General features: G+C 61.5%; 16 protein-coding genes. 14 read left to right on the forward strand and 2 right to left on the reverse strand.

The features are described from left to right. Window positions 1-32: 32 nt before the first annotated feature. From F8A90_RS09065 to F8A90_RS09080, 4 genes are all read left to right on the forward strand, one after another. Window positions 33-1388, forward strand: a complete 1356-nt coding sequence (locus F8A90_RS09065) for an ABC transporter substrate-binding protein (protein ID WP_233593256.1) — start codon at window positions 33-35, stop codon at window positions 1386-1388. Beyond that, window positions 1291-3888 (forward strand): sensor domain-containing protein, encoded by a 2598-nt coding sequence (locus F8A90_RS09070; RefSeq protein WP_200016769.1) that lies wholly within the window; start codon window positions 1291-1293, stop codon window positions 3886-3888. Before F8A90_RS09065 ends, F8A90_RS09070 begins: the two co-directional genes overlap by 98 nt. Before the next feature lie 293 nt (window positions 3889-4181). Further along, window positions 4182-5834, forward strand: a complete 1653-nt coding sequence (locus tag F8A90_RS09075; protein ID WP_200016770.1) for a nitrite/sulfite reductase — start codon at window positions 4182-4184, stop codon at window positions 5832-5834. Next, window positions 5827-6378, forward strand: coding sequence for a DUF934 domain-containing protein (locus F8A90_RS09080; protein WP_233593257.1), 552 nt, complete (start codon window positions 5827-5829; stop codon window positions 6376-6378). The genes F8A90_RS09075 and F8A90_RS09080 overlap by 8 nt, the downstream gene beginning before the upstream one ends. 188 nt (window positions 6379-6566) lie before the next feature. On the opposite strand, the gene F8A90_RS09085 is transcribed toward F8A90_RS09080, so the two are convergent. Further along, window positions 6567-6740 carry a DUF2970 domain-containing protein gene (locus tag F8A90_RS09085; RefSeq protein ID WP_082388754.1) on the reverse strand — a complete coding sequence of 58 codons (174 nt, stop codon included), beginning with the start codon at window positions 6738-6740 and terminating at the stop codon, window positions 6567-6569. A gap of 284 nt (window positions 6741-7024) precedes the next feature. Between F8A90_RS09085 and F8A90_RS09090 the strand changes: the two genes are divergently transcribed. After that, window positions 7025-7384, forward strand: coding sequence for a hypothetical protein (locus F8A90_RS09090; RefSeq protein WP_166018012.1), 360 nt, complete (start codon window positions 7025-7027; stop codon window positions 7382-7384). A gap of 368 nt (window positions 7385-7752) precedes the next feature. On the opposite strand, the gene F8A90_RS09095 is transcribed toward F8A90_RS09090, so the two are convergent. Then, complete coding sequence (locus F8A90_RS09095; protein ID WP_200016771.1) at window positions 7753-8052, reverse strand: hypothetical protein; 300 nt, start codon at window positions 8050-8052, stop codon at window positions 7753-7755. 463 nt (window positions 8053-8515) lie between these two features. Between F8A90_RS09095 and F8A90_RS09100 the strand changes: the two genes are divergently transcribed. The 9 genes from F8A90_RS09100 to F8A90_RS09140 all read left to right on the forward strand — a co-directional run bounded on the left by F8A90_RS09100 (window position 8516) and on the right by F8A90_RS09140 (window position 21365). After that, a complete protein-coding gene (locus F8A90_RS09100; RefSeq protein ID WP_200016772.1) occupies window positions 8516-10990 on the forward strand; it encodes a cache domain-containing protein in 2475 nt (824 codons plus the stop codon). A gap of 357 nt (window positions 10991-11347) precedes the next feature. Continuing rightward, window positions 11348-12145: a FadR/GntR family transcriptional regulator gene (locus F8A90_RS09105; protein WP_233593258.1), complete on the forward strand. Its 798-nt coding sequence runs from the start codon at window positions 11348-11350 to the stop codon at window positions 12143-12145. Window positions 12146-12240: 95 nt separating this feature from the next. After that, a complete protein-coding gene (gene dgoD / locus F8A90_RS09110; RefSeq protein WP_054556643.1) occupies window positions 12241-13389 on the forward strand; it encodes a galactonate dehydratase in 1149 nt (382 codons plus the stop codon). Window positions 13390-13541: 152 nt separating this feature from the next. Beyond that, complete coding sequence (locus F8A90_RS09115; RefSeq protein ID WP_200016773.1) at window positions 13542-14339, forward strand: SDR family NAD(P)-dependent oxidoreductase; 798 nt, start codon at window positions 13542-13544, stop codon at window positions 14337-14339. After that, the gene (locus F8A90_RS09120; RefSeq protein WP_200016774.1) at window positions 14336-15361 is read left to right on the forward strand and encodes a 2-dehydro-3-deoxygalactonokinase; all 1026 of its coding nucleotides are present in this window, start codon (window positions 14336-14338) and stop codon (window positions 15359-15361) included. The genes F8A90_RS09115 and F8A90_RS09120 overlap by 4 nt, the downstream gene beginning before the upstream one ends. 48 nt (window positions 15362-15409) lie before the next feature. Further along, window positions 15410-16024 carry a 2-dehydro-3-deoxy-6-phosphogalactonate aldolase gene (locus F8A90_RS09125; RefSeq protein WP_200016775.1) on the forward strand — a complete coding sequence of 205 codons (615 nt, stop codon included), beginning with the start codon at window positions 15410-15412 and terminating at the stop codon, window positions 16022-16024. Between the two features lie 73 nt (window positions 16025-16097). Beyond that, window positions 16098-17024 (forward strand): SMP-30/gluconolactonase/LRE family protein, encoded by a 927-nt coding sequence (locus F8A90_RS09130; RefSeq protein ID WP_200016776.1) that lies wholly within the window; start codon window positions 16098-16100, stop codon window positions 17022-17024. 59 nt (window positions 17025-17083) lie between these two features. Beyond that, window positions 17084-19306 (forward strand): alpha-galactosidase, encoded by a 2223-nt coding sequence (locus tag F8A90_RS09135; RefSeq protein WP_200016777.1) that lies wholly within the window; start codon window positions 17084-17086, stop codon window positions 19304-19306. Between the two features lie 70 nt (window positions 19307-19376). Further along, a complete protein-coding gene (locus F8A90_RS09140; RefSeq protein WP_200016778.1) occupies window positions 19377-21365 on the forward strand; it encodes a beta-galactosidase in 1989 nt (662 codons plus the stop codon). Window positions 21366-21517 lie beyond the last annotated feature (152 nt).

Here is a 21517-nt window from a genome sequence, read left to right on the forward strand (position 1 = left end):
GAATTGCAAGTTAAAGTAATAAGGAGAACGCCATGTCCGATACCACCATCAGGACAGGACAACCACGACTCGGCTTGCCAAGGCTTATCGCCCTGTGTGGTTGCCTTGCCCTCAGCGGGCTGGTCAACGCCTCACCTTTTTACTCTTCATCTTCTTACTCTTCCTCCTCCGATCTCACGTCTCGGGCCTCCGAAAACACTCAAACCTCAGCCTACCCTTCAGGTCAGTCGAGAGAGCGTGGTGCACAGGAGGCGATCCCGGGACGCACGCTGACCGCCACCTTCGTGAACCCCGGGCTTCGTGGCGAACGATTCTGGGACATGGTGACCGACACCATGCAAGCAGCCGCCCTGGACCTGAATATCTCACTGGAAGTCGTCTACGCCGAGCGCAATCCCTACCTGCTCAAGAAACTTGCGATTCAGGCTTTGGAAAGCCCTGCCGCTCCGGATTACCTCCTGCTGGTCAATGAAGAGCAGGCGGCATCCGAGTTGTTGACGATTGCGGATGGCCACGACACCCATGTCGTGATGCTATTGAACGGACTGACCCGCGAAGAGGCGCTGGCCCATGGCACCCCGGGGTCCCTCCACCCCTCCTGGATCGGCAGCGTCATCCCGGACAACCACACTGCGGGCAAACGCATGGCGACCCAGTTGATCAAGGTGGCGCGAGAAGGCTCGCCCACCGGCCAACTGCATGGACTCGCCTTGATCGGCGATACCCGAACCCCTGCCTCGATTGCCCGCAATACCGGCATGGTGGCCGGCTTTTCCCAGGACCAGGATGTCCAGATAGACCGCATACTCGAGGCGCGCTGGAATACCCGGGATGCCGAACATCTTACTGCGCAATATCTCAAGTGGGTCAGCCGCTCAAGCGGTCAGAATGATCTGATCTGGGCGGCGAATGATGCCATGGCCGAGGGGGCCATTCTTGCGCTCGAGTCAGCGGACCTCACGCCCGGCGTGGACGTGCTGGTGGCAGGGCTCAACTGGTCACCGGAGGGGATCAGCATGGTGAAGGACCAGCGCATGCTGTTGACGGACGGCGGTCATTTCATGGCGGGAGCCTGGGCGATGGTGATGGCTAGAGATCATGCCGATATCGAGGACTGGTCCCCCAGAACCGTCAACTTCCCGATGAGCGCCATCACGCATGACAATGTGGCGCGATATGGCCCGCTTCTGGAGAACCCTGACTGGGAAGCTGCAGATTTCGCCGCCTTCGGCTTGCAGGCATCGCGGGATGACTATGAGTTTGATCCGATGAGGGTATTGACGCAGATGCTTGGCCACCAGGCCCCGGCATCCGGATTGCCCCCTCAGGCTTCTGCTACCCAGAAGAAGACTGCACGTTCCAGCGCGCTCATGGACACCCCCCAATGAGGAGGCGCAAGGAGAGCTCGCAGGGCAACATCCATCGCCACCGAGGGAGAACAGCGTGATCAATGATGGCCCGAAACTCGCCAAGGCCCCCGGTACGGCGCCCGAGAGTGATGGCGAGCATGCGTCACCGCTCAGATGGCGAATACTGCGGATACTTGCACCGCTGGTATTCACCATCTGTGCCATCAGTGGAGCCGTGAGTTATTACCTGTATGCCAGCGAGGCCGTCGAGCACATGCATGATGACCATCAGGAAATGATGGGTATCGTGGCGCTGTCGATGCCGGACGCCATATGGAACTTCGACGATGAGAGAATCCATGCCTACCTCGAGACTCTCAGTCACCACGCCAGTGTTCATGCCGTGCGCTACTTCAATCATGAGGGGGAGCTTGTCGAGGAGATTGCCAAGAGCGGCACAGCATTGGATCCCGTCACGCATTCGAAGCCACTTGTCTATCAGAACTCACTGGTCAAGCAGGCCGTTGGCAGGCTTGAACTGGAGAGCACCAACGCCCCGTTGCTTGCCACCCGTTACCAGGGTGGAGCTGTGCTGTTCGCGATCGCCCTGACCATCATTCTGTCGATCCTGCTGATGCTTTCCTGGCAGTTGAAGCGCTATGTGATGGACCCCTTGAGCAAGGCCGTGAGGCGCATGCGGCAGCTGGAGGGCCAGCATGCCACCTTCCAACAAATCCCCCCCGTTCACTCGCGTGAGATCAACAAGGTCATCGTGGAACTGAACAAGCTGGGAGAGCGAATCTTCAACATGATGGAAGCGCTGCGAAACAACGAAGAGCGCTATCAACACTTCTATCGTGATACCCCTGCGTTGCTGCTGGTGATCGACGACAAGGGCACTGTGCAGGATGTCAGCGAGCAAATGCTGGAGGTGACCGGCTGGGCGCGTGAACATCTTGTCGGCATGCCCTTCCACACTCTCATCAGCAGTGAGAATGGCAAGTACATCAATCGCATCAGCACGGCCTTGCGACTGGGCAATGCCTGCAACGACCTGGTGATGACATTGAACTGCCAACATCAGGAAGAACGTCAGGTCCAGGTAGTCATTCCGGCCGCCAATGGCAGCCAGTCACGGGGCACGATGATGTTGCTGACGGACATCACCGAACTGACCAGAACCCAGCAGCGGCTGTTGGAGCATGAGCTGATTGACCCCTTGACCCAGTTACCCAACCGACTGTCACTCAATCAGCATGTACAGCAGTTGATCGCTCGTGACGCTGTCTTTGGTTTGCTGCTGGTCAATATCGATCGGTTCCATAGCATCAATCACCACCTGGGGCCGATGGACGGCGACCTGCTGTTGAAAGAGGTTGGCGCACGACTCAAGGAATGTGACCCCGGCTGGATCGGACGTACGGGGGGTGATGAATTCGTCATGACCTGTGATATCAATGATTTGCGTCCACTCGTCCATCGGATTCAAATCGCTTTCTCCCAGCCGTTGCTCAAGGCTGGCGAACCCATCCATCTCAGCCTGAGCATGGCGGGTCTTAAGGCACAGGCAGATGACGAGAGCCCCAGCCGCCTGATGCGTCTGCTGGAACTTACCGTGGTGGACATCAAGCACAAGGGAGGCAATCAATACCGTACCTGTGTCCGTGATAGCGCGCTGGAAGACGGTGAGCCGTTGTTCCTGAAGGAACGCATGATTCGTGAAGCCTTGACCATGGGCTGGTTCCGCCTTTACCTACAGCCCATCTTCCGAGCGGACAGCGCAGATCTCGAGGCTCCGGAACTGCTGGGCGCAGAGGCACTTATACGCCTTGAGCACCCAGAGCTCGGCCAGGTGCCACCCGATGAGTTCATTGGAGCGGCAGAGAAGACAGGACAGATCGTCGAGATCGGCAACTGGGTATTGGAAGAGGCTGCCGTCATTCTATGCGAATGGCGACGGCTCGGGATCGAGGAGCGCTATCTGTCCGTCAATGCCTCCGTCATCCAGTTCAGGGATCAAGGCATGCTGCACCAGCTCGAGTCACTACTCGAGCGCTACCCGATTCGTCCCTCGCAGCTGGTGATCGAGGTTACCGAGAACCTGATGCTCGACAGCAAAGACAGCCTGCGCTATCAACTGCAGGCCATACGCAGACTGGGCGTCAACCTCTCGCTGGATGATTTCGGGACAGGCTTTTCATGCCTCTCCTACCTGCATGATCTGCCTTTCGGCATTCTGAAGGTTGATCGCTCCTTCGTCATGAATGTCGAGACCAGCCGCCGGGACAGGGAGCTTGCACGGGTCATTGTCGCGATGGGCCAATCACTCGGCATGCAAATCGTTGTCGAAGGGGTCGAAGACCGGGAACAAGCCAGGATCTTCCAGGACATGGGCGTCCACGCCTTCCAGGGCTATCTCTTCGGCCGCCCGATGCCGCAGCAGGCCTTCGAGAGGCGCTTTCACGTCAATGAGGATGCGCGGGTCAGTCTGCTCAAACCTGTCAGGAGCGCACCAGGCAAAGGCAATGACCTGAACTGATATCGTCGGACTCATGTCGTTGTCGGTTCAGCGCAAGCTCGGTATGCGGCAGATCCGTGCCTGTCGAGAAACTCCAGGAAACATGGCCAGACGCCTATCCTCAGGCGGCTGGTCTTTTCTTTTCCGCTGCTGGTAGGCAAACTCAACGCGCCCTTCTTAATAACGTCATCATCGAAAACTATGAGGATTTATTCTTTTAAAGAATAAAGAATAGAGGGTATGGTGGCTTCAGCATCAACAAGATTCGCATCAGTGGACGATCATCTGATGCCCGACCGCAGGACACCCCTGACATGTATCGCTATGACACCTACGACCAGACACTGGTCGACGAGCGGGTAGCTCAGTTCAAGGACCAGATGGATCGCTATCTGGCAGGCCGTCTGGGAGATGAAGAATTCCGCCCTCTGCGCCTGCAGAACGGCCTCTACATCCAGCGTCATGCACCGATGCTGCGTATCGCCATTCCTTACGGCATGTTAAGCGCTGTCCAGCTGCGCGCCATGGCGGCCATCAGTCGTCGTTATGACCGTTCCTATGGACACTTCACCACTCGCCAGAACCTGCAGCTGAACTGGCCGAAGCTGGAAGATGTCCCGGCAATTCTCGCCGAACTGGCTCAGGTCGAGATGCATGCGATCCAGACCAGCGGCAACTGCATCCGCAATACCACGACTGACCAGTTCGCCGGTATCGCGGAAGACGAGACCGTCGATCCGCGTCCGTGGTGTGAGCTGATCCGTCAGTGGTCCACGCTTCATCCGGAATTTGCCTATCTGCCGCGCAAGTTCAAGATTGCCGTCACCGGTGCCAGCGCCGACCGTGCTGCCATCCAGGTGCACGATATCGGTATTCGCCTCAACCGCGCCGGGGATGGCAGCGTCAAGGCCACCATCCTGGCGGGTGGCGGTCTCGGCCGTACGCCGATGGTCGGCGACATCGTGCGCGAAGACCTCGACTGGCAGCACCTGCTGACCTATCTGGACGCCATCGTGCGTGTCTACAACCAGTGGGGCCGTCGCGACAACAAGTACAAGGCGCGCATCAAGATCCTGGTCAAGGCACTGGGAATCGAGGAATTCCGTCGTCGCGTCGAGGAAGAGTGGGCCCACCTCAAGGATGGCCCGGAAACCCTGACCGACTCCGCCGTCACCAAGGCGACCAGCTACTTCCCCGAGCCTGAGCGCCGTGAAGTCAGCGCCGAGGCCATCGAGGCCTATGAGACATTGCGCCGCGAGAACCGTGCCTTCGCGCGCTTCGTGACCAACAATGTCGTCGGCCATAAGGTACCGGGTTACAAGGCCGTCACCCTCTCGCTCAAGCGTCGTGAACTGGCGCCGGGTGACGTCACTGCCGACCAGATGGACGCCGTGGCGGACCTCGCGGAGCAGTATGGCTTCGGTGAGCTGCGCGTGACTCACGAGCAGAACCTGGTGCTGTCAGATGTGCCGGTCGATGAACTCGAGGCACTCTGGAAGGCGCTGGAAGCACTCGGCATGGCCAATCCGACCGTGGGTACGCTGGCCGACATGATCTGCTGCCCGGGTGGCGATTTCTGCTCGCTGGCCAATGCCAAGTCGATTCCCATCGCTCAGGCACTGCAGGACCGCTTCGAAGATCTCGATTTCCTGTACGATCTCGGCCCGCTGGACCTGAACATCTCGGGCTGCATGAACGCCTGTGGCCATCACCACGTCGGCAACATCGGCATCCTCGGTGTCGACAAGAAAGGCCAGGAGTTCTACCAAGTCTCGCTGGGCGGACGCAGTGACGACAGCGCCACGATCGGCAAGATCCTCGGCCCGTCCTTCAATGCCGAAGACATGCCGAACGTCATCGACAAGGTGCTGCAGGTCTACGTCGAGCAGCGTCTGGAAGATGAAGTCTTCGTCGATACCTACCACCGCATCGGCATGAAGCCGTTCAAGGAGCGGGTCTATGCCTGAGGTGACTGCAGAAATGACATCAGCACGTGAATTGACCGATCAGCGCCAGGGTGGCGTCATCCGTCAGAATCAGCTGGTGAGCGAAGATGCCTGGCAGGTCGTGCGTCTGGATGAAGACGGCAATCTGCCGAGCTATCAGCAACCCGCCCTGCTGCCGCTGGCAGAATGGCAGGCGCTGGTCGCCGCCGGCGAAGGCTCTGATCATCTGGCGCCCTGGCTTGCCAGTGACACCGAGCTCACGCCGGAACTGGGCAAGGCACTGGCTGACGCACCGCTGCTGGCGGTCGACTTCCCGAACTTCAATGATGGCCGCGGTTACACCATCGCCCGCCTGATGCGCGAGCGCTTCGGCTATCAGGGTGAGATTCGCGCCATCGGTGACGTGCTGGTGGATCAACTCCACTACATGAGCCGTTGCGGCATCAGTGCCTTTGACCTGCGTGACGATCAATACGTGGAAGATGCCTTGCATGCCCTGAGCTCGTTCAGCGTCAGCTACCAGACCGGCGTCGACCAGAAGACGCCGCTGTTCGCGCGTCGTTGATCGCCCGCTCTTGATCACTCACAGCTTCTGCCTTCAGATAGACACTGGATAGAAGGCAATCGCAGCCGAGTGAGCCAAGCAAAAGCCCCCGTCCAGGATGGTCTCCTGGGCGGGGGCTTTTTCGTGCCGAATATTTCGTATCTGGAGTGTCTTGCCTGACGTTTCGTCTCTGTCGCCTGAGCGGGGCATCAGCCAGCGACGACCGTGGATAGCAGTGCCATCCCTCCCACCAGCAGTGCGGCCATCACCAGCCCCACCACCAGAAAGTCCAGCGCATGGCCGTGCTCGAAATCTCGCTTGCGATTGGCCTCCTTCTGGACACCAAAGAATGCTGCCAGTACGGATTTGACTTCATTGATCATGATCGCCTCCTTGTCGGTGACCTCACGCAATTCATCATCTGGGCACAGGGTTGTCTGAGGACAGGGTTGTTGAGGAAAGGATTGACTGGGGACAGCACAGGATGCTCGCGCGCGTTCCAGCAGAGGGAGCTATGCTCAACTCAGCTCAGGTTGCGAAGCCTCTGCCACAAGACCAGCCACTATCACTATTGGTCACAATAACGCCAAACACCAGCCGCCCCGCAGGTATTTCCTCCAAGACTTGCTCTTATCAGCTATCAGATACCATGAGACAGGAGTCCAGAATGCCAGTCGCCAATCAACCGATGCAGCCTTTCGCTGCCATGTTCAGCACCCCACTGCCCTGGATGAATCGACCAGACGACCTCGTGCATCCCCTCGCCCCCTTGATGCGGTGTCAGCAGGTATGGTGGACCCTTAGCCTCAAGGCATATGAGCAGGAAATCGAGTTTATTCGCATGTGGCAGACCAAGAGCATGGAAATGGGCCAGTGCCTGCTATCGACCGGGTTCGTTGACCCGCAGGAGTCGAAGGAGTGCCTGACAGACATTGTCAGTGATGTGCAGGAACATACCGTCAAGCGCTTGCAGCGCCTGCAAGGGCTGACAGATGAATTGAAGGAAGCCATCTGGGAGGAGATCTAGGCCACAGTCGTGGGCCGAGGACTGGTGGGAACCTTGCCGAATGGAGCTTGCCGTCAAACAGGCAGGCGGTCTCGTAGATGAGCCGGCAAGCCAATAAGCCAATAAAAAGACATCAGAAAATCCATCGGACCTGATAATCCATCGGATCAAGATGAGCCAAGCGAGAAACGCACAGCGCCCAGCCTTCAGGAAGAAGTGCTGGGCGCTGTGCATTGCAAGCTTGCAGGCCTGCTCAGGCCATCGCGACGCGCAAAGACATATCTGCGTCGCTCAGGACTTAGCTCAAATGATGGTTCAGGACCTGGCTCAGGGCGTATTTCAAAGGGAGTTCAAGGCGTAGTGCAGGCAACGTCAGGCAAGACGAGGGCTTACGCTGACTTCTCTGAATCTGCGTCTCCGTTGAAGGCCTCAAGCTCACGCAGCCATGTCTGGGCGGCCTCTCGATCAAGATCGAATTCCGCGATCAGGCTCTCGAGCCGTGATACGAACTCCGCTTCACGCTGCTGGGCGCGCGCGTCATCGGCCTCCTGGTTCGACTCAGCGGCGGGCGCGGGCTGAGAAGAGCGATCCAGCGCATTCAGCTCTTCCGCCAACGCCTTTTCGAGCTCATCAAAGAGAGCACGCTGCTTGCGAGCACTGGCAATGATCTTTTCATCATGTCGGTTCATGCACGATTTTCCACTTTTGATCTTGTCGACAGCAAGAAGACAACGCTATGAGTCCACTGCAGGACGATGAGCGACAATTTGACTTGCAGCTTATGCACGACACCTTCAACACTCGATCGGCGCGCCTCAAATCAAGATGTTAGCGAGCCTCTTCTGGACAGCCATTGACAAATGACAGATATCTTCTTGAAAGCCATACAGAAACTAGCTTCATCATGCCCCTTTCAACGCCTGCTCGCAAGACATCGCACGCTACGTCAAGTGCGCAGGTGCCCTGAACTGGGGCCTCACGGAGTGTTGAGCGCCCTCACTTGGCATCTGGACGGCAACATCGTAACGTTGGCTGAATGACATCGAGGCCTGAAACGACATCTCCTGGGTGTTGCGCTAGCCGCTATGCTCGAAACAGTGCCATCATCGCCCTTCGCAGCGCCACCGCATCACTCATGGATGACGTGACTCGATGATCAAGGATAGTGATCTCTCTCGACATGGGCCAGATACCGGCTCGCCCGATCTTCGCTCCCCGGACAGACAGCGTCCGTTCGGCAAACCCTTGCGCCTGTGGCTGGGGTTGACCGCACTCTCCTGTCTCTCGCTTGGCGGCCTGCTGGTATTTCAGGAATCGCAGAGTCGCGAGCAGGACATCATGCAAGCCCAGGCGACACAGATGCTGGTCGCCAGGGAGCGGCGTCAACAGGCCAGCCTCATGGTGGAGCAGACGCTGGGCATGATCGCCTCGCGACATCGCGATTACGAGCACCGCCTGCAACGTCTTCTGATCACCACCATGCGTTCCCCGTCGCTGGGCATCAGCCATCTGAGTGGTCGCGATCGTTCCTTCGTCAGCACCGAACTGTTGCGCCAGTTTCCGGACCTGCGCATCAACCCGGACTGGATCGATATCATGCAGCTTCCCACTACGCTCCACCCTGACTGGTGGGATCAGGAGCTGAATCAACGCCTCGATGCGGGCATGCGCAAGGCACAATTCCTGCGCGGTACGGATGCCGGACTGGTGTTTGCCGTGCCTCTAGGGCAAGAAGAAGACAGCCCCGGCGCCGTGCGCCTTGATCGTCGACAGCAGCCTGCCCCCTGGGCGCTGGTGCATATCGACCCGAAGATGGTGGCCTTTCTGGTCGCCAATGAGCTGAGACAGTCTCTGCACGCGAGTATCGAGCGCGAGGAAAGCCGCTATGTCTGGATCAACGAGATCCTCGACCCGGCCGGCGGTGAGGGTTATGCACGCCGCTTGATCCATCCTTTACTGCCGGCTACCGAAGGCCAGTTGCTGTCGACCGAGTATCAGGACAGCAGTGGCCGCTTCCCGTATCGCACCGAGCTCGAGGGTGTCTTGAACGGCAGTGGCATCTACTTCGATTACCGCTTCCCCAAGCGCCCGGGCGCCGAGCAGGTCGACAAGACCGCCTACGCCGCCCTGTATCCCCCCTTCCAGTGGATCATCGCCAGTGGTGTCTATCTCGATGACATCAGTGAAGCCGCCTTCCAGGCGCACGAAGACTTGATGAACAAGAAACACGCGCTGGAGCGTTGGCATTTCCTGATCACGCTGCTGGTGACCTTGATGCTCTGCCTCGCCTTTGGCTACGCATTTCTGCGCCAATATCGTGAGCGACAGCTTCAGATGCGCCAGCGCATGAATCAACTGGAGCATGAGCTTGAGCAGCGCGGCGAAGACAGGCTCGGATCGGTGATGCGCATGCTTCGGGAGGAACGCTGCCCCGAGCGCTCAGGAGAAGACCTGTTGGCTGCCAATCTTGTCAGCGCCATCGCGTCACGACTCGGGATGGACCGTCAGGACACCGCCACGCTGGAACGCGTTGCCATGCTGCATGATATCGGCAAGCTGGCGCTGCCCGACTCACTGCTGCGGCCACGCGATGAACTGCATTTCGATCAGTATCACTTGCTGCGTCGTCATGTCGAGATCGGTGCACGCATGATGGAAGACGCCCTGATGGCGCCCGCCGAAGCTGACCTGTTACGTGCCAGCCAGCAGTTCATGCTGGGTGCCTGCAGCGGGTTGTCGCCGCATGCAAACGGCAACGCTGACGCGTCCGGCCAGCCCTCCCAACCCTCGCTGTCCTCTTCAACACCTCCTGCTGCGCTTCCTCCAGTGGAAAGCCCACAAGCGGAGCAGACTTCGGCCGATATTGCAGCGACGCCGCGTGTCGAAACGTCCCTCGCTGCCAGCACTCTGGCGCTGGTCGTGCAGGTCATCGAGCTGGTGCGACATGCCGGTTTCAGTGAGGCCCAGGCGCTATGCGATATCGAACACCGTCTTGGCCATCTGCCACCAGAGTTGCTGCAGGCAGCGCGTGAAGTCCTGACGGAGCAACCGATACCGCCGGCGCCCACCCTGCATCGACTCTGCCCGCAGCAGGTAGAACGTGACCCTAACCGATGGCGCGACAGCCACAGTGGCTGCTTCACCCGCGCACTGCTGGATGCCGCTCTCGAAGCGCTGTCCCGTGAGTGTCAGGACGCCATGGGGCAGCACATCACGCTGTGCCATCTTCGCCTGAGCCGCAAGGGTGAATCGCGACGCGACGCTGGCGGAAAACGGCTTTCGCCACTCGATGCCCAGCTTGGGCCGCACCTGAATGCCTGCTTCTACCCGTTGCGTGTCTTCCGCGTCAGCGAGGGCAACTTCATCGTGATGGGGCACCAATGTCGGGATATCGCGCCTGCGCACGAAGTGGCCCGCCGCCCTGAAGGCAATGAGCCTCTGTTCGAGGCGCCAGCCAATGGCACTGCCTCGCCGCCCACCGCCGACTCCCTCGTTTCACTGCTGTCATCGCTGGAGGACACCGCGACGCTGGAGATCACGCTGCTCGATCTATCCTGTGCCCAGACACTCAAGGAATGGCAATTGGCCCTCAATGGCCACCTGGCTCGCTACCCGCCATCGGCTTGACCCGGTCATGGCGCTTTGCATGTGACCCGCCTTCCCAGGCGCGGCAGGGGCCAGACATTGCGTCTGGTCCCGTTCGTTGTGGACGCACTCCTTGTTAGTACCCCCTTGTTACCCGCTGCCTTGTTAGCTGCGCCCTTGTTACTCGCGCCCTCGTCAGCTGTGTCCTTGGCAGCTGTGCCGGGCGAACTTCTCGCGCGACCAAAGTTGAAGTGTCTGTGCCTTGTTGAAATGTCCGACATTTATTAATGTGTGTTCAGACATTTATTCTGATGCTCGGATTCTCATGCGTCAGCGCCGCGCTCGAAGACGGTGCGATGCAGTGACTCTCCTGACCATCACCTCATGACAGGCCACTCAATGACCGACTCTCTGGCGACAGCCTCGCTCGCCACTGACAGCGCCTCGGCGGACGACGCGACCCCGCATAGCATGGAAGCCATCGCCACCTGCATGGCGCGGGAAATCCTCGCGGGCAGCCTCGGCCCCGGTGACAGCTTTCCGCGTGAACTGGACCTCTGCCAGCGTTTCGACGCCAGCCGCAACCGTGTTCGCAATGCCCTGGCACAGCTGGTGAGCGCCGGGCTGCTGGAGCGTACCGCCGGGCGTGGCACCATCGTGCGCGAGATGAGCGAGTGGCAGCTGCTGGACCCACTGATGAGCCATTGGGTCAGTGGTCTCGACGGTATCAACCCGGACCTGATGCGCGAGATCTACGCCTTCCGCCTCTCCGTCGAGCCCTATGTCAGTGCGCTGGCCGCAATGAAGGCCAACGCCCAGGACCTCGCGCGTCTGGAGCGAGCCTTTGAAGGCATGGTCGATACCGCCAATGACAGCTCGCGCGAGGCGCATGCCGAGCACGATGTCGCCTTCCACGAAGCCATCTACCACGCCACCCACAATCTGGTGTGGACACAGCTTGGCAGTTTGCTGCGCCCTTCCATCAGCCAACTGATCCACAGTACCCAGCAGTCCGCGCAGCAGCATGATCACAGCCATCATCGCGCCAGCCTCGATCGTCACCGCGCGGTGATGGAGGCCATTCGCCTGCGCCAGCCCGAGATGGCACGTACCTGTGCCGAGCGGGTACTGGAGACCGCAGCGCGCGATCTCGGCTTCTTCCAGGACCACCCGCAGCTGGGGCATCGCCGCTTCTGATGCTGATCGGCGTCAGCGGATGACGGCCGACCCCACATCCTGCTTCGCCTGACGCTGACCTTCGTTCAAACGCCCATTCTCATAAGGATGCATCCGTGAAAATCACCCGACTCAAGACCTGGCAAGTTCCGCCGCGCTGGCTGTTCCTCAAGATCGAGACCGATGAAGGCTGCTATGGCTGGGGCGAGCCGGTCATCGAGGGCCGCGCCGCGACCGTCGAGGCCGCCGTGCACGAGCTGTCCGATTATCTGGTCGGTCAGGACCCGCGCAATATCGAGCACCTGTGGAACGTGATGTACCGTGCGGGCTTCTATCGTGGTGGCCCGATCCTGATGTCTGCCATCGCTGGCATCGATCAGGCGCTGTGGGACCTGAAGGGCCGTGATCTGGGAGTACCCGTGCACCAGCTGCTCGGCGGCCCGGTACGCGACAAGATGCGCATGTACGCCTGGACCGGCGGTGACCGCCCGTCAGATGTCGGCGCAGGCGCCAAGGCACTGGTCGATCAAGGCTTCACCGCCTTCAAGATGAACGGCACGCCGGAGATGCAGATCGTCGATTCCCACAAGAAGATCGATGACGCCGTGGCACGTGTCGCCGAGGCCCGTGATGCGGTCGGCCCCGACGTGGGGATCGGCATCGACTTCCATGGTCGCGTGCACCGCCCGATGGCCAAGGCGTTGCTGCGTGAGCTGGAGCAATTCCACCCGATGTTCATCGAGGAGCCGGTTGCGCCTGAGCACCTGCCGTCGCTCAAGCACATCGCTGAGGGCATCGCGACGCCCATCGCCACCGGAGAGCGCCTGCACACCCGCTTCCAGTTCCGCGACCTGCTGGCGGACGGCATGGTCGACATCATCCAGCCGGATCTCTCCCACTGTGGCGGCATCAGCGAAGGCCTGAAGATCGCCACCCTGGCCTCGGCCTACGATGTGGCGCTGGCCCCGCACTGCCCGCTCGGCCCGCTGACGCTGGCGGCCTCGCTGCAACTGGACGCGGTATGCCACAACGCTTTCATCCAGGAACAGAGCATGGGCATCCACTACAACAAGGACAATGACGTACTGGATTATCTGGTCGACAAGGATGCGCTGGCGATCAAGGACGGCTTCTGCGCCATTCCGCAGGGTCCGGGGCTGGGCGTCGAGATCGACGAAGCCTTCGTCGAGGAGCGTGCCAAGGTCGGCCATCGCTGGCGCAACCCGCTCTGGACCCACGAAGACGGCTCCGTCGCTGAATGGTAGATCTTCGTCACCAGGGTCTTCAGTAACAGGATCTTCAGCAACAGAATCCTCAGTGACAAGCAGCGCCACGCCATACGCCACAATGACAATAGCCATGCGAATGGCAAGCCTTGCGCCATGGGCTTGCCGTCAAGTAAGAGAGAGTCAGCGACATGACCACCCCGACACAGAAGACAGATACAGCCCCCCTTTTCAGTGAATTCCGCTACCCGGATCTCGAAGGCGCCAGCGTCTTCATCACCGGCGGTGGCTCCGGCATCGGTGCCGCATTGACCGAAGGCTTCCTCGCCCAGGGTGCCAAGGTCGCCTTCGTCGGCCTGTCCGATGCCAGCGAATTCTGTGACGCCATGGAAGCTCGCTATGCCAATCGTCCGCTGTTCATCCCCTGCAACATTCAGGATATCGAGGCGCTGCAGGCCGCCGTCGCGCAGGCGCGTGAGGCCCACGGCCTGATCAACGTGCTGGTCAACAACGCCGCGCGTGATACCCGACATACGCTGGATGAGTGGACGGTGGAACAGTGGGATGAATCCATCGCCACCAACCTGCGCCCGCAATTCTTCACCGCCCAGGCCGTCGTCCCCGACATGCGCGCGCTAGGTGGCGGCGCCATCATCAATCTGTCCTCCAACAGCTACATGCTGGGCCTGGGTGGCTACCCGACCTACGTCACCGCCAAGGCCGGCATCATGGGTATGACCAAGGCACTGGCGCGCGAGCTGGGCCCGGACGCCATTCGCGTCAACTGCCTGATTCCAGGCTGGGTGATGACGGAGCGTCAGCGCGAGCTGTGGGTCAACGACAAGGACTTGAACGAGTGCATTGATCAGCAGTGTCTGAAAGAGGCCATTCCGGTCGAGGACATGATCAATCCGTGCCTGTTCCTGGCCTCCAGCGCCTCGCGCATGATGACCGGCCAGCCGATGGTGGTAGACGGAGGCCGAGTGTGAGCGCCGTCAGCGTCACGCCGGCCTGGATCGCCGTCGACTGGGGCTCCAGCAATCTGCGCGCCTGGGCCGTCAATGGCGACGATTCAGTCATCGCCCAGGCCAGCAGTGCCCGCGGCATGCTGGGGCTGGCGGCAGATGAGTTCGAGGATGTGCTGCGCGTGCTGATCAATGACTGGCTGCCAGAGGATGCGGCGGCTCCCATGCCGGTGCTGATCTGTGGCATGGCCGGCGCGCGTCAGGGTTGGCAGGAGGCGGCTTACCTGCCACTGCCCACTAAGAAGACGCCTGCTCATGATGTACTTGCCGCCCTCGGTGAGCGGCTGACCCATGTCGCGACCCGCGACAACCGTCTTGCCGTCGCCATCGTGCCGGGCCTCTGTCAGCAGCAGCCTGCCTTTGACGTCATGCGTGGCGAGGAGACCCAACTGGCGGGCCTGGTCGCCGCCCAGCCCGACTACAGCGGTGCGGTGTGTCTGCCCGGCACCCACGCCAAGTGGGCGCATCTCGCCAATGGCGCGATCACAGGCTTCAGCACCTTCATGAGCGGCGAGCTCTATAAGCTGCTCAGCCAGGATTCGGTGCTCAAGCACTCCGTCTCCGCAGGAGATCTCACCGAAACCGCCCAGCGGGATGCCTATCTGGCGGGCATCGACACGGCGCTTGCCGCCCCGGAGCGCACCACCGCGCAGCTGTTCGGCATTCGTGCCCGCGATCTGCTCGACACGACTCTGCCCCAGGGGGACGCTCGCAAGGTGCTGCTCGGTGCACGCCTGTCAGGCCTGGTGCTGGGGCTAGAGCTGGCGGGCGCCACTGCGGAGCTTTCGGATCACGCCACCATCACCCTGATCGGCGACACCGTGCTCTGCCAGCGCTATCAGGTCGCCCTGGAGCATCTGGGCTATCAGGTCACCACCGCGGCCAACGCCGACATGATTCTGGCAGGGCTCGGACGCATCCAACGTGCGCGGCAGTCGGCTCACACGTCGTTATCCGCTTCCACCCCAGTGACGCATTGCCACTGATCCATTGTCATTGCCCCCATGACATAGCCATTTTCTCTGGAGATCGCCATGAGCCTGCCTCTGGTCGCCATTCTGCGCGGTGTCACGCCGCAAGACATCATCGCCATCGCCGACGAGATCATCGCCGCCGGCATCACCCGCATCGAAGTCCCGCTCAACTCCCCTAATCCGCTGGAGAGCATCGCCGCGCTGGTCGAACACTGCGAGCGCGCGCATGGCGGCGAGACCGTGATCGGTGCCGGTACCGTGCTGACCCCGCAGCAGGTTCGCGACGTGCACGCCGCCGGCGGCCGTCTGATCGTCTCGCCCAATGCCGATGTCGAGGTCATCCGCGAAAGCCGCCGCCTGGAGATGGTCTCGCTGCCCGGCATCGTCACGCCGACGGAGGCCTTCGCGGCCCTCGCTGCCGGCGCCTCGGGCCTCAAGCTGTTCCCGGCGACTCAGGTCGGCATCGTCAACATGAAAGCGATGCTGGCCGTGCTGCCCAAGGACACCGAGCTTTACGCCGTGGGCGGCATCGGCAGTGACAACTTCGCCGAATGGCGCGCCGCAGGTGTCCACGGCGCTGGCCTCGGCACGGCCATCTACACGCCCGGTCTGAGCGCCGCCGAGGTGGGCGAGCGTGCCCGTACCCTGGTCGCGGCATGGCAGGCGGCCGACTGATAGCGACGAGCCACGCCACCGCAAGAGTGGCGAGACAGCGAAAAGAGCCCACGGATATCGCAAGGAGCAGCAGATGACGTCATCACCATGCCTTGGCACTGCCAGGCACCTCGTCGCCAGTGGCTGCGAGCTGGGCGAAGGGCCGGGCTGGACGCCCGCCACGGACACCCTGCCTGCTCGGGTACGCTGGCTGAACATTCTCGCCGGTGAGCTGCATCACGCGGCCGCGGATGGCAGTGATCACGTCATCACTCAGCTTGCGCGCCGCACCTCCTACGCAGCCGTTACCCAAGACGGCGATTACCTGCTGGTCGGCCAGGGGATGCTCTCGCGCTTCAACCCCGAGACCGGCGCCGTGGAAGATGTCATGCCCTTCGAGGCGGACACGACGCCGACCACGCGTAGCAATGACGCGCGGGTCGATCGCCACGGCAGTCTGTGGCTTTCCAGCATCGGCCTGAACGCCGAAACCGGCGCAGGCAGCCTGTATCGCCTGCATCGGGGGCAGCTGACTCGCGTTCTCCAGGGGCTGACCATCCCCAATGCGCTGTGCTTCTCGCCCGATGGCGAATATGCCTATTTCACCGATACCGTCACCGGTCAGGTCATGCGCTGGCAGCTGGACGCCGATGGCTGGCCATTGACCTCAGCAGGTGAATACAACGCCCCTGAGGTCTGGGCCGACCTGCGCGATTGTGGTGGTGGCCCGGACGGCGCCGTGATCGATGCCGACGGCCACATGTGGATCGCGCTCTGGGGTGCCGGCCGCGTGGCAAGGCTGGATCACGACGGCAAGGAAATCGCCCATGTGGCGCTGCCGGTCAGCCAGCCATCGTGCCCGCTGTTCGGTGGCGAGGGGCTGAGCACGCTGTACATCACCACGGCGCATGAAGGCATGGCCACGCCGGATCATGCGGCGGGTGACGGTGACCTCTTCGCGTTGGATCTGTCAGCACATGGCTTCAAGGGACTCGCAGAGCCACCGCTGGTACTGGGCTGACAGGTACTAGGCTGACACTGCCATTCCGCCTCTGATCTTTCTTTATTTCTGGACCCTTCATGATGACTGCAGACGCCCCATCCTCCCGACCTTCGGCTGCGCCTGACGCAACCTGGTCAAGTGATCAGCAGTGGTTGAGCCTGAGTGCCGATGGCATCCAGCTGCAGCTGGATCTCGCCGATGGCCTGCTCAAGCTGGCCCATTTCGGGCGTATTGTGCCGATCAACCCGGATCAGCACCGTCTGATGAGCGCTGCCGCCACGCCCCAGGCCAGTCTCGATCAGCTGCCGCCCAACACGCTGTTCAATGATGCCGGACTCGGCTTTGCCGGCTATCCCGCGCTGATCGGTGATCGCGAAGGTCGCGATTGGCTGACGGCGATGCGCCTGAGCGATGTGGCTTGCTCGACGGATGCCACCGGCGCCCATGCGCGCCTGACGCTTCGCGACAGCCTCAGTGAGCTGGAAGTGCGGCTGGCGCTGACCATCACCCGCGAGGGCGTATTGCGTCAGCAGACGACCCTGACCAATCACTCACATGCGCCCTACCGACTCGAATGGCTGGCGGCTGCCTGCCTGCCGCTGCCTGTACGTTTCGAGGAATGTCTGAGCTTCGGGGGCCGCTGGGTGCAGGAATTCACCGAGACGCGTCATCGTCTCAGCGAAGGCACCTTCACGCTCGAGAACCGTCGTGGGCGCAGCTCGCATCAACGCGTGCCGACGCTGATCACCGGTACGCCAGGCTTCAGCGAGCAGCGTGGCGAAGTCATCACCGCGCATCTGGCGTGGAGTGGCAACCATCGTACCCTGATCGAGCGCCAGTTCGATGGCAGCACCCAATTGCAGATTGGCGCCCTGCTGCTGCCCGGCGAGCAGATGCTGGCTGCCGGCGACAGCCTGACCACCCCGGAAGTGGTGATGGCGTGGTCGGATACGGGCATCAATGGCGCCAGCCAGCGCATGCATCGTACCCTGCGTGCCCGCCTTGACTGGCCGGTGGCTGACAAGCCACGTCCGGTACACGTCAACACCTGGGAAGCACTCTACTTCGATCACGATGCGACGCGACTCGAGGAGTTGGTCGTTGCCGCCGGTGAGGTGGGTGCCGAGCGTTTCGTGCTCGATGATGGCTGGTTCGTCGGCCGGGATGGCGAGCGCGCCGCCCTCGGCGACTGGTATCTGGATACCGGCAAATACCCGCAGGGGCTGGGGCCGCTGATCGAGTCCGTACATTCGCACGGCATGGAATTCGGCCTGTGGGTCGAGCCCGAGATGGTCAATCCGGACAGTGAACTCTTCCGCACTCATCCCGAGTGGATTCTTGGGCTGGAGGGTCGTGACCAGCCGCTGGGGCGCTATCAATGCGTGCTGGATCTGACCCGCCGCGAGGTCTGTGACTACCTGTTTGCACGCCTCGATGCACTGCTCAGTGAATACCCGATCCAGTATCTGAAATGGGACATGAATCGCGATCTGACCCACGCGGGCGGGCAGTCGGACGAAGGCCGCGGCAAACCTGCCGCCCATGCTCAGGTCAGCGCGCTCTACTCACTGCTCGCCCGTCTGCGAAAGGCGCATCCCGGCGTCGAGATCGAGAGCTGTGCCTCGGGTGGCGCGCGCACCGATCACGGCATTCTGCGGCACACCCATCGCGTCTGGACGTCCGACTGCAACGACCCTCACGAGCGCACTCATATCCAGCGTGGTGCCAGTCGAGTATTGCCACCGGAGTTGCTGGGCGCGCATATCGGGCCAGAACACGCTCATACCACCTCGCGGCGCACGACGTTGGCCTTCCGCGCCTCCACGGCTCTCTTCGGGCATCTGGGGCTGGAGCTGGATGTCAGTCAGCTCGATCAGGCAGAGCGCAGCGAGCTGCGCGGCTGGATAGCGCGTTACAAGGCGCTGCGTGGCCTGCTGCACAACGGTGTCAGCTGGCGGCTGGATTGCCTGGATGACCACCAGCATGCCCATGGCGTAGTCAGTCAGGATGGCCAGCAGGCCCTTTTCAGCATCAGCCAGCTGGCCATGCCACGTCATGCCGTGCCTGCCGCCCAGCCGCTGACCGGCCTGCAAGCCGACACGGCCTACCGGCTAGAGCTGCTGGAATTGCCGGAGCACCCGGAGCGACGCATGAAGCAGCTACCCGCCTGGATCAGCCGACAACAGGCCGGCGAGCCGGTAGTCGTGTCAGGCGAATACCTGATGCGTGAAGGCCTTGCCCTGCCGGTGCTGGACCCCGACCAGGCGATCCTGATTCACCTTCAGGCGGTTGCGGCATGATATGTGTTGCGCAGGCCGTGATTGAGGGCATTCTGCTCGCCCCCCATTTTCAGTTTCAAGGATGAACCCCATGCAGCTTGGCGTCTGTTACTACCCGGAACACTGGCCACGTGATCGCTGGCCACAGGATGCTCGCGACATGATGGAAGCCGGCATTCGTATCGTGCGTATCGGTGAATTTGCCTGGAGTCGCCTGGAACCCAGCGCGGGTGACCTGCGCTTCGAGTGGCTGGATGAGGCCGTCGAGGTGCTGGCGGCGGCTGGTCTCAAGATCGTGATGGGCACTCCCACGGCGACACCGCCCAAGTGGCTGGTGGATGCCCACCCGGACATTCTGGCCGTCGATGAGAATGGCGACACGCGTGGCTATGGCTCGCGTCGTCATTACTGCTTCTCTTCGCCGACGTTTCGTACCTTGAGCGAGCGCATCGTGCGCCTGATGGGCGAACGCTACGCGCGCCATCCCGCGATCATCGCCTGGCAGACCGACAACGAGTACGGCTGCCATGACACCATCCTCAGCTACTCCGCGGCCGCCCGCGCCCGCTTCCCCGCATGGCTCGAGGCGCGTTATGGCACGGTCGAGGCCCTCAACGAGGCCTGGGGCACGGTGTTCTGGAGCATGGAAGTCAGAGAGTTCTCCCAGGTCGAGGCGCCCGTCGGCACCGTGACCGAACCGCATCCGGCCATCGTGCTCGATTATCGACGCTTCTGCTCCGACATGGTGGTCGAATACAACCGCCTGCAGGTCGACACCCTGCGTGCCGCGGGCGTCAGCGGCGATATCGTGCATAACTTCATGGGCCTGTTCACCGAATTCGATCACTTCGATGTTGCCAAGGACCTGGATATCGCCAGCTGGGACAGCTACCCGCTGGGCTTTCTGGAACGTGGCGCCCACGACGATGCCACCAAGGCCCATTATCGCCAGCAAGGTCATCCGGACTTTGCCGGCTTCCATCACGACCTCTACCGTGCCATGTGCAAGGGCCGCTGGTGGGTGATGGAGCAGCAGCCGGGTCCGGTCAACTGGGCGATCAGCAACGCCGCGCCCTTGCCCGGCATGGTGCGGCTATGGAGCCACGAAGCCTTTGCGCATGGCGCCGAAGTCGTCTCCTACTTCCGCTGGCGTCAGGCACCCTTCGCCCAGGAGCAGATGCACGCTGGCCTGCTGCGCCCGGATGGCTCGCCCGCCTCGGCATGGCCGGAGCTTTTGCAGGTGCGTGATGAGCTTCAAGTACTGGCAGAACATGACACGACGGCTGCCCAGCAGGCGTCCGTCGCCCTGATGTTCGATTACGCCTCCATCTGGGCCTGTCAGATCCAGCCCCACGCCGAGAACTTCAACCCGCTCGAGCTGTACCTGAGCTGGTACAGCGCACTGCGGCGACTCGGGTTGGATGTCGATATCGTCTCACCGCGCGATGCGCTCAGTGGCTATTCGTTGATCGTGCTGCCCTGTCAGGTGATCGCCGATGAAGCATTGGCAGCACGCCTGAGCGCAGCAAGAGATTCCGGGAGCCGAGTGGTGATCGGTGCACGCTCCGGCTCGCGCACGCCGGAATTCCAGATCCCCGCGCAGCTGGCGCCCGGCGCGCTCAGCGAGCTTACAGGCGTCACGGTCGACCGCGTCGATGGCCTGCGTCCAGGCGCCGAGCCGGCCGTCACGCTGAGCAACGGCGCTCGCGGTCACGCCCTGCGTTGGCGCGATCTGCTCGATCATCAGCGCACCAGTGCACAGGTGGTAACGCGCTTCGAGGATGGCGAACCCGCCATCCTGCAGCATCGCGACGTCAGCTATCTGACCGCCTGGTTGAGTGAAGACAGTCTGGTGGCAATTCTGCAGGCGGAGTGTCAGACCTGCGGCATCACCACTCATGCCCTGCCCGACGGTGTACGCCTACGGCGGCGCGGGCCGCTTAGCTTCGCCTTCAACTATGCGCCCGAGCCGCGCTGGCTGCCCGAAGGCCTCGTCAATGACAGCGGGCTGCTGTCTGGTAGCCGGGTATTGGCCCCCGCTGACGTCTGTATCTGGTTCAGTGACGAAAAGCGCCCCTGAGTGCGGCGACTGCTGCCCACTCCTTCAACGCGAAAATCGACTTTGCTTGAATGCAGGACATCTCTCGGATTTCGCGACCGGCAGACTGTTCGATCACTTGCCGCGGCGCCTTCGGGCGCCGCTTTTTTTGGACTGCTTTTTTTAACTGATTT

It is taken from the genome of Cobetia sp. cqz5-12, assembly GCF_016495405.1.
Taxonomy (GTDB): domain Bacteria; phylum Pseudomonadota; class Gammaproteobacteria; order Pseudomonadales; family Halomonadaceae; genus Cobetia.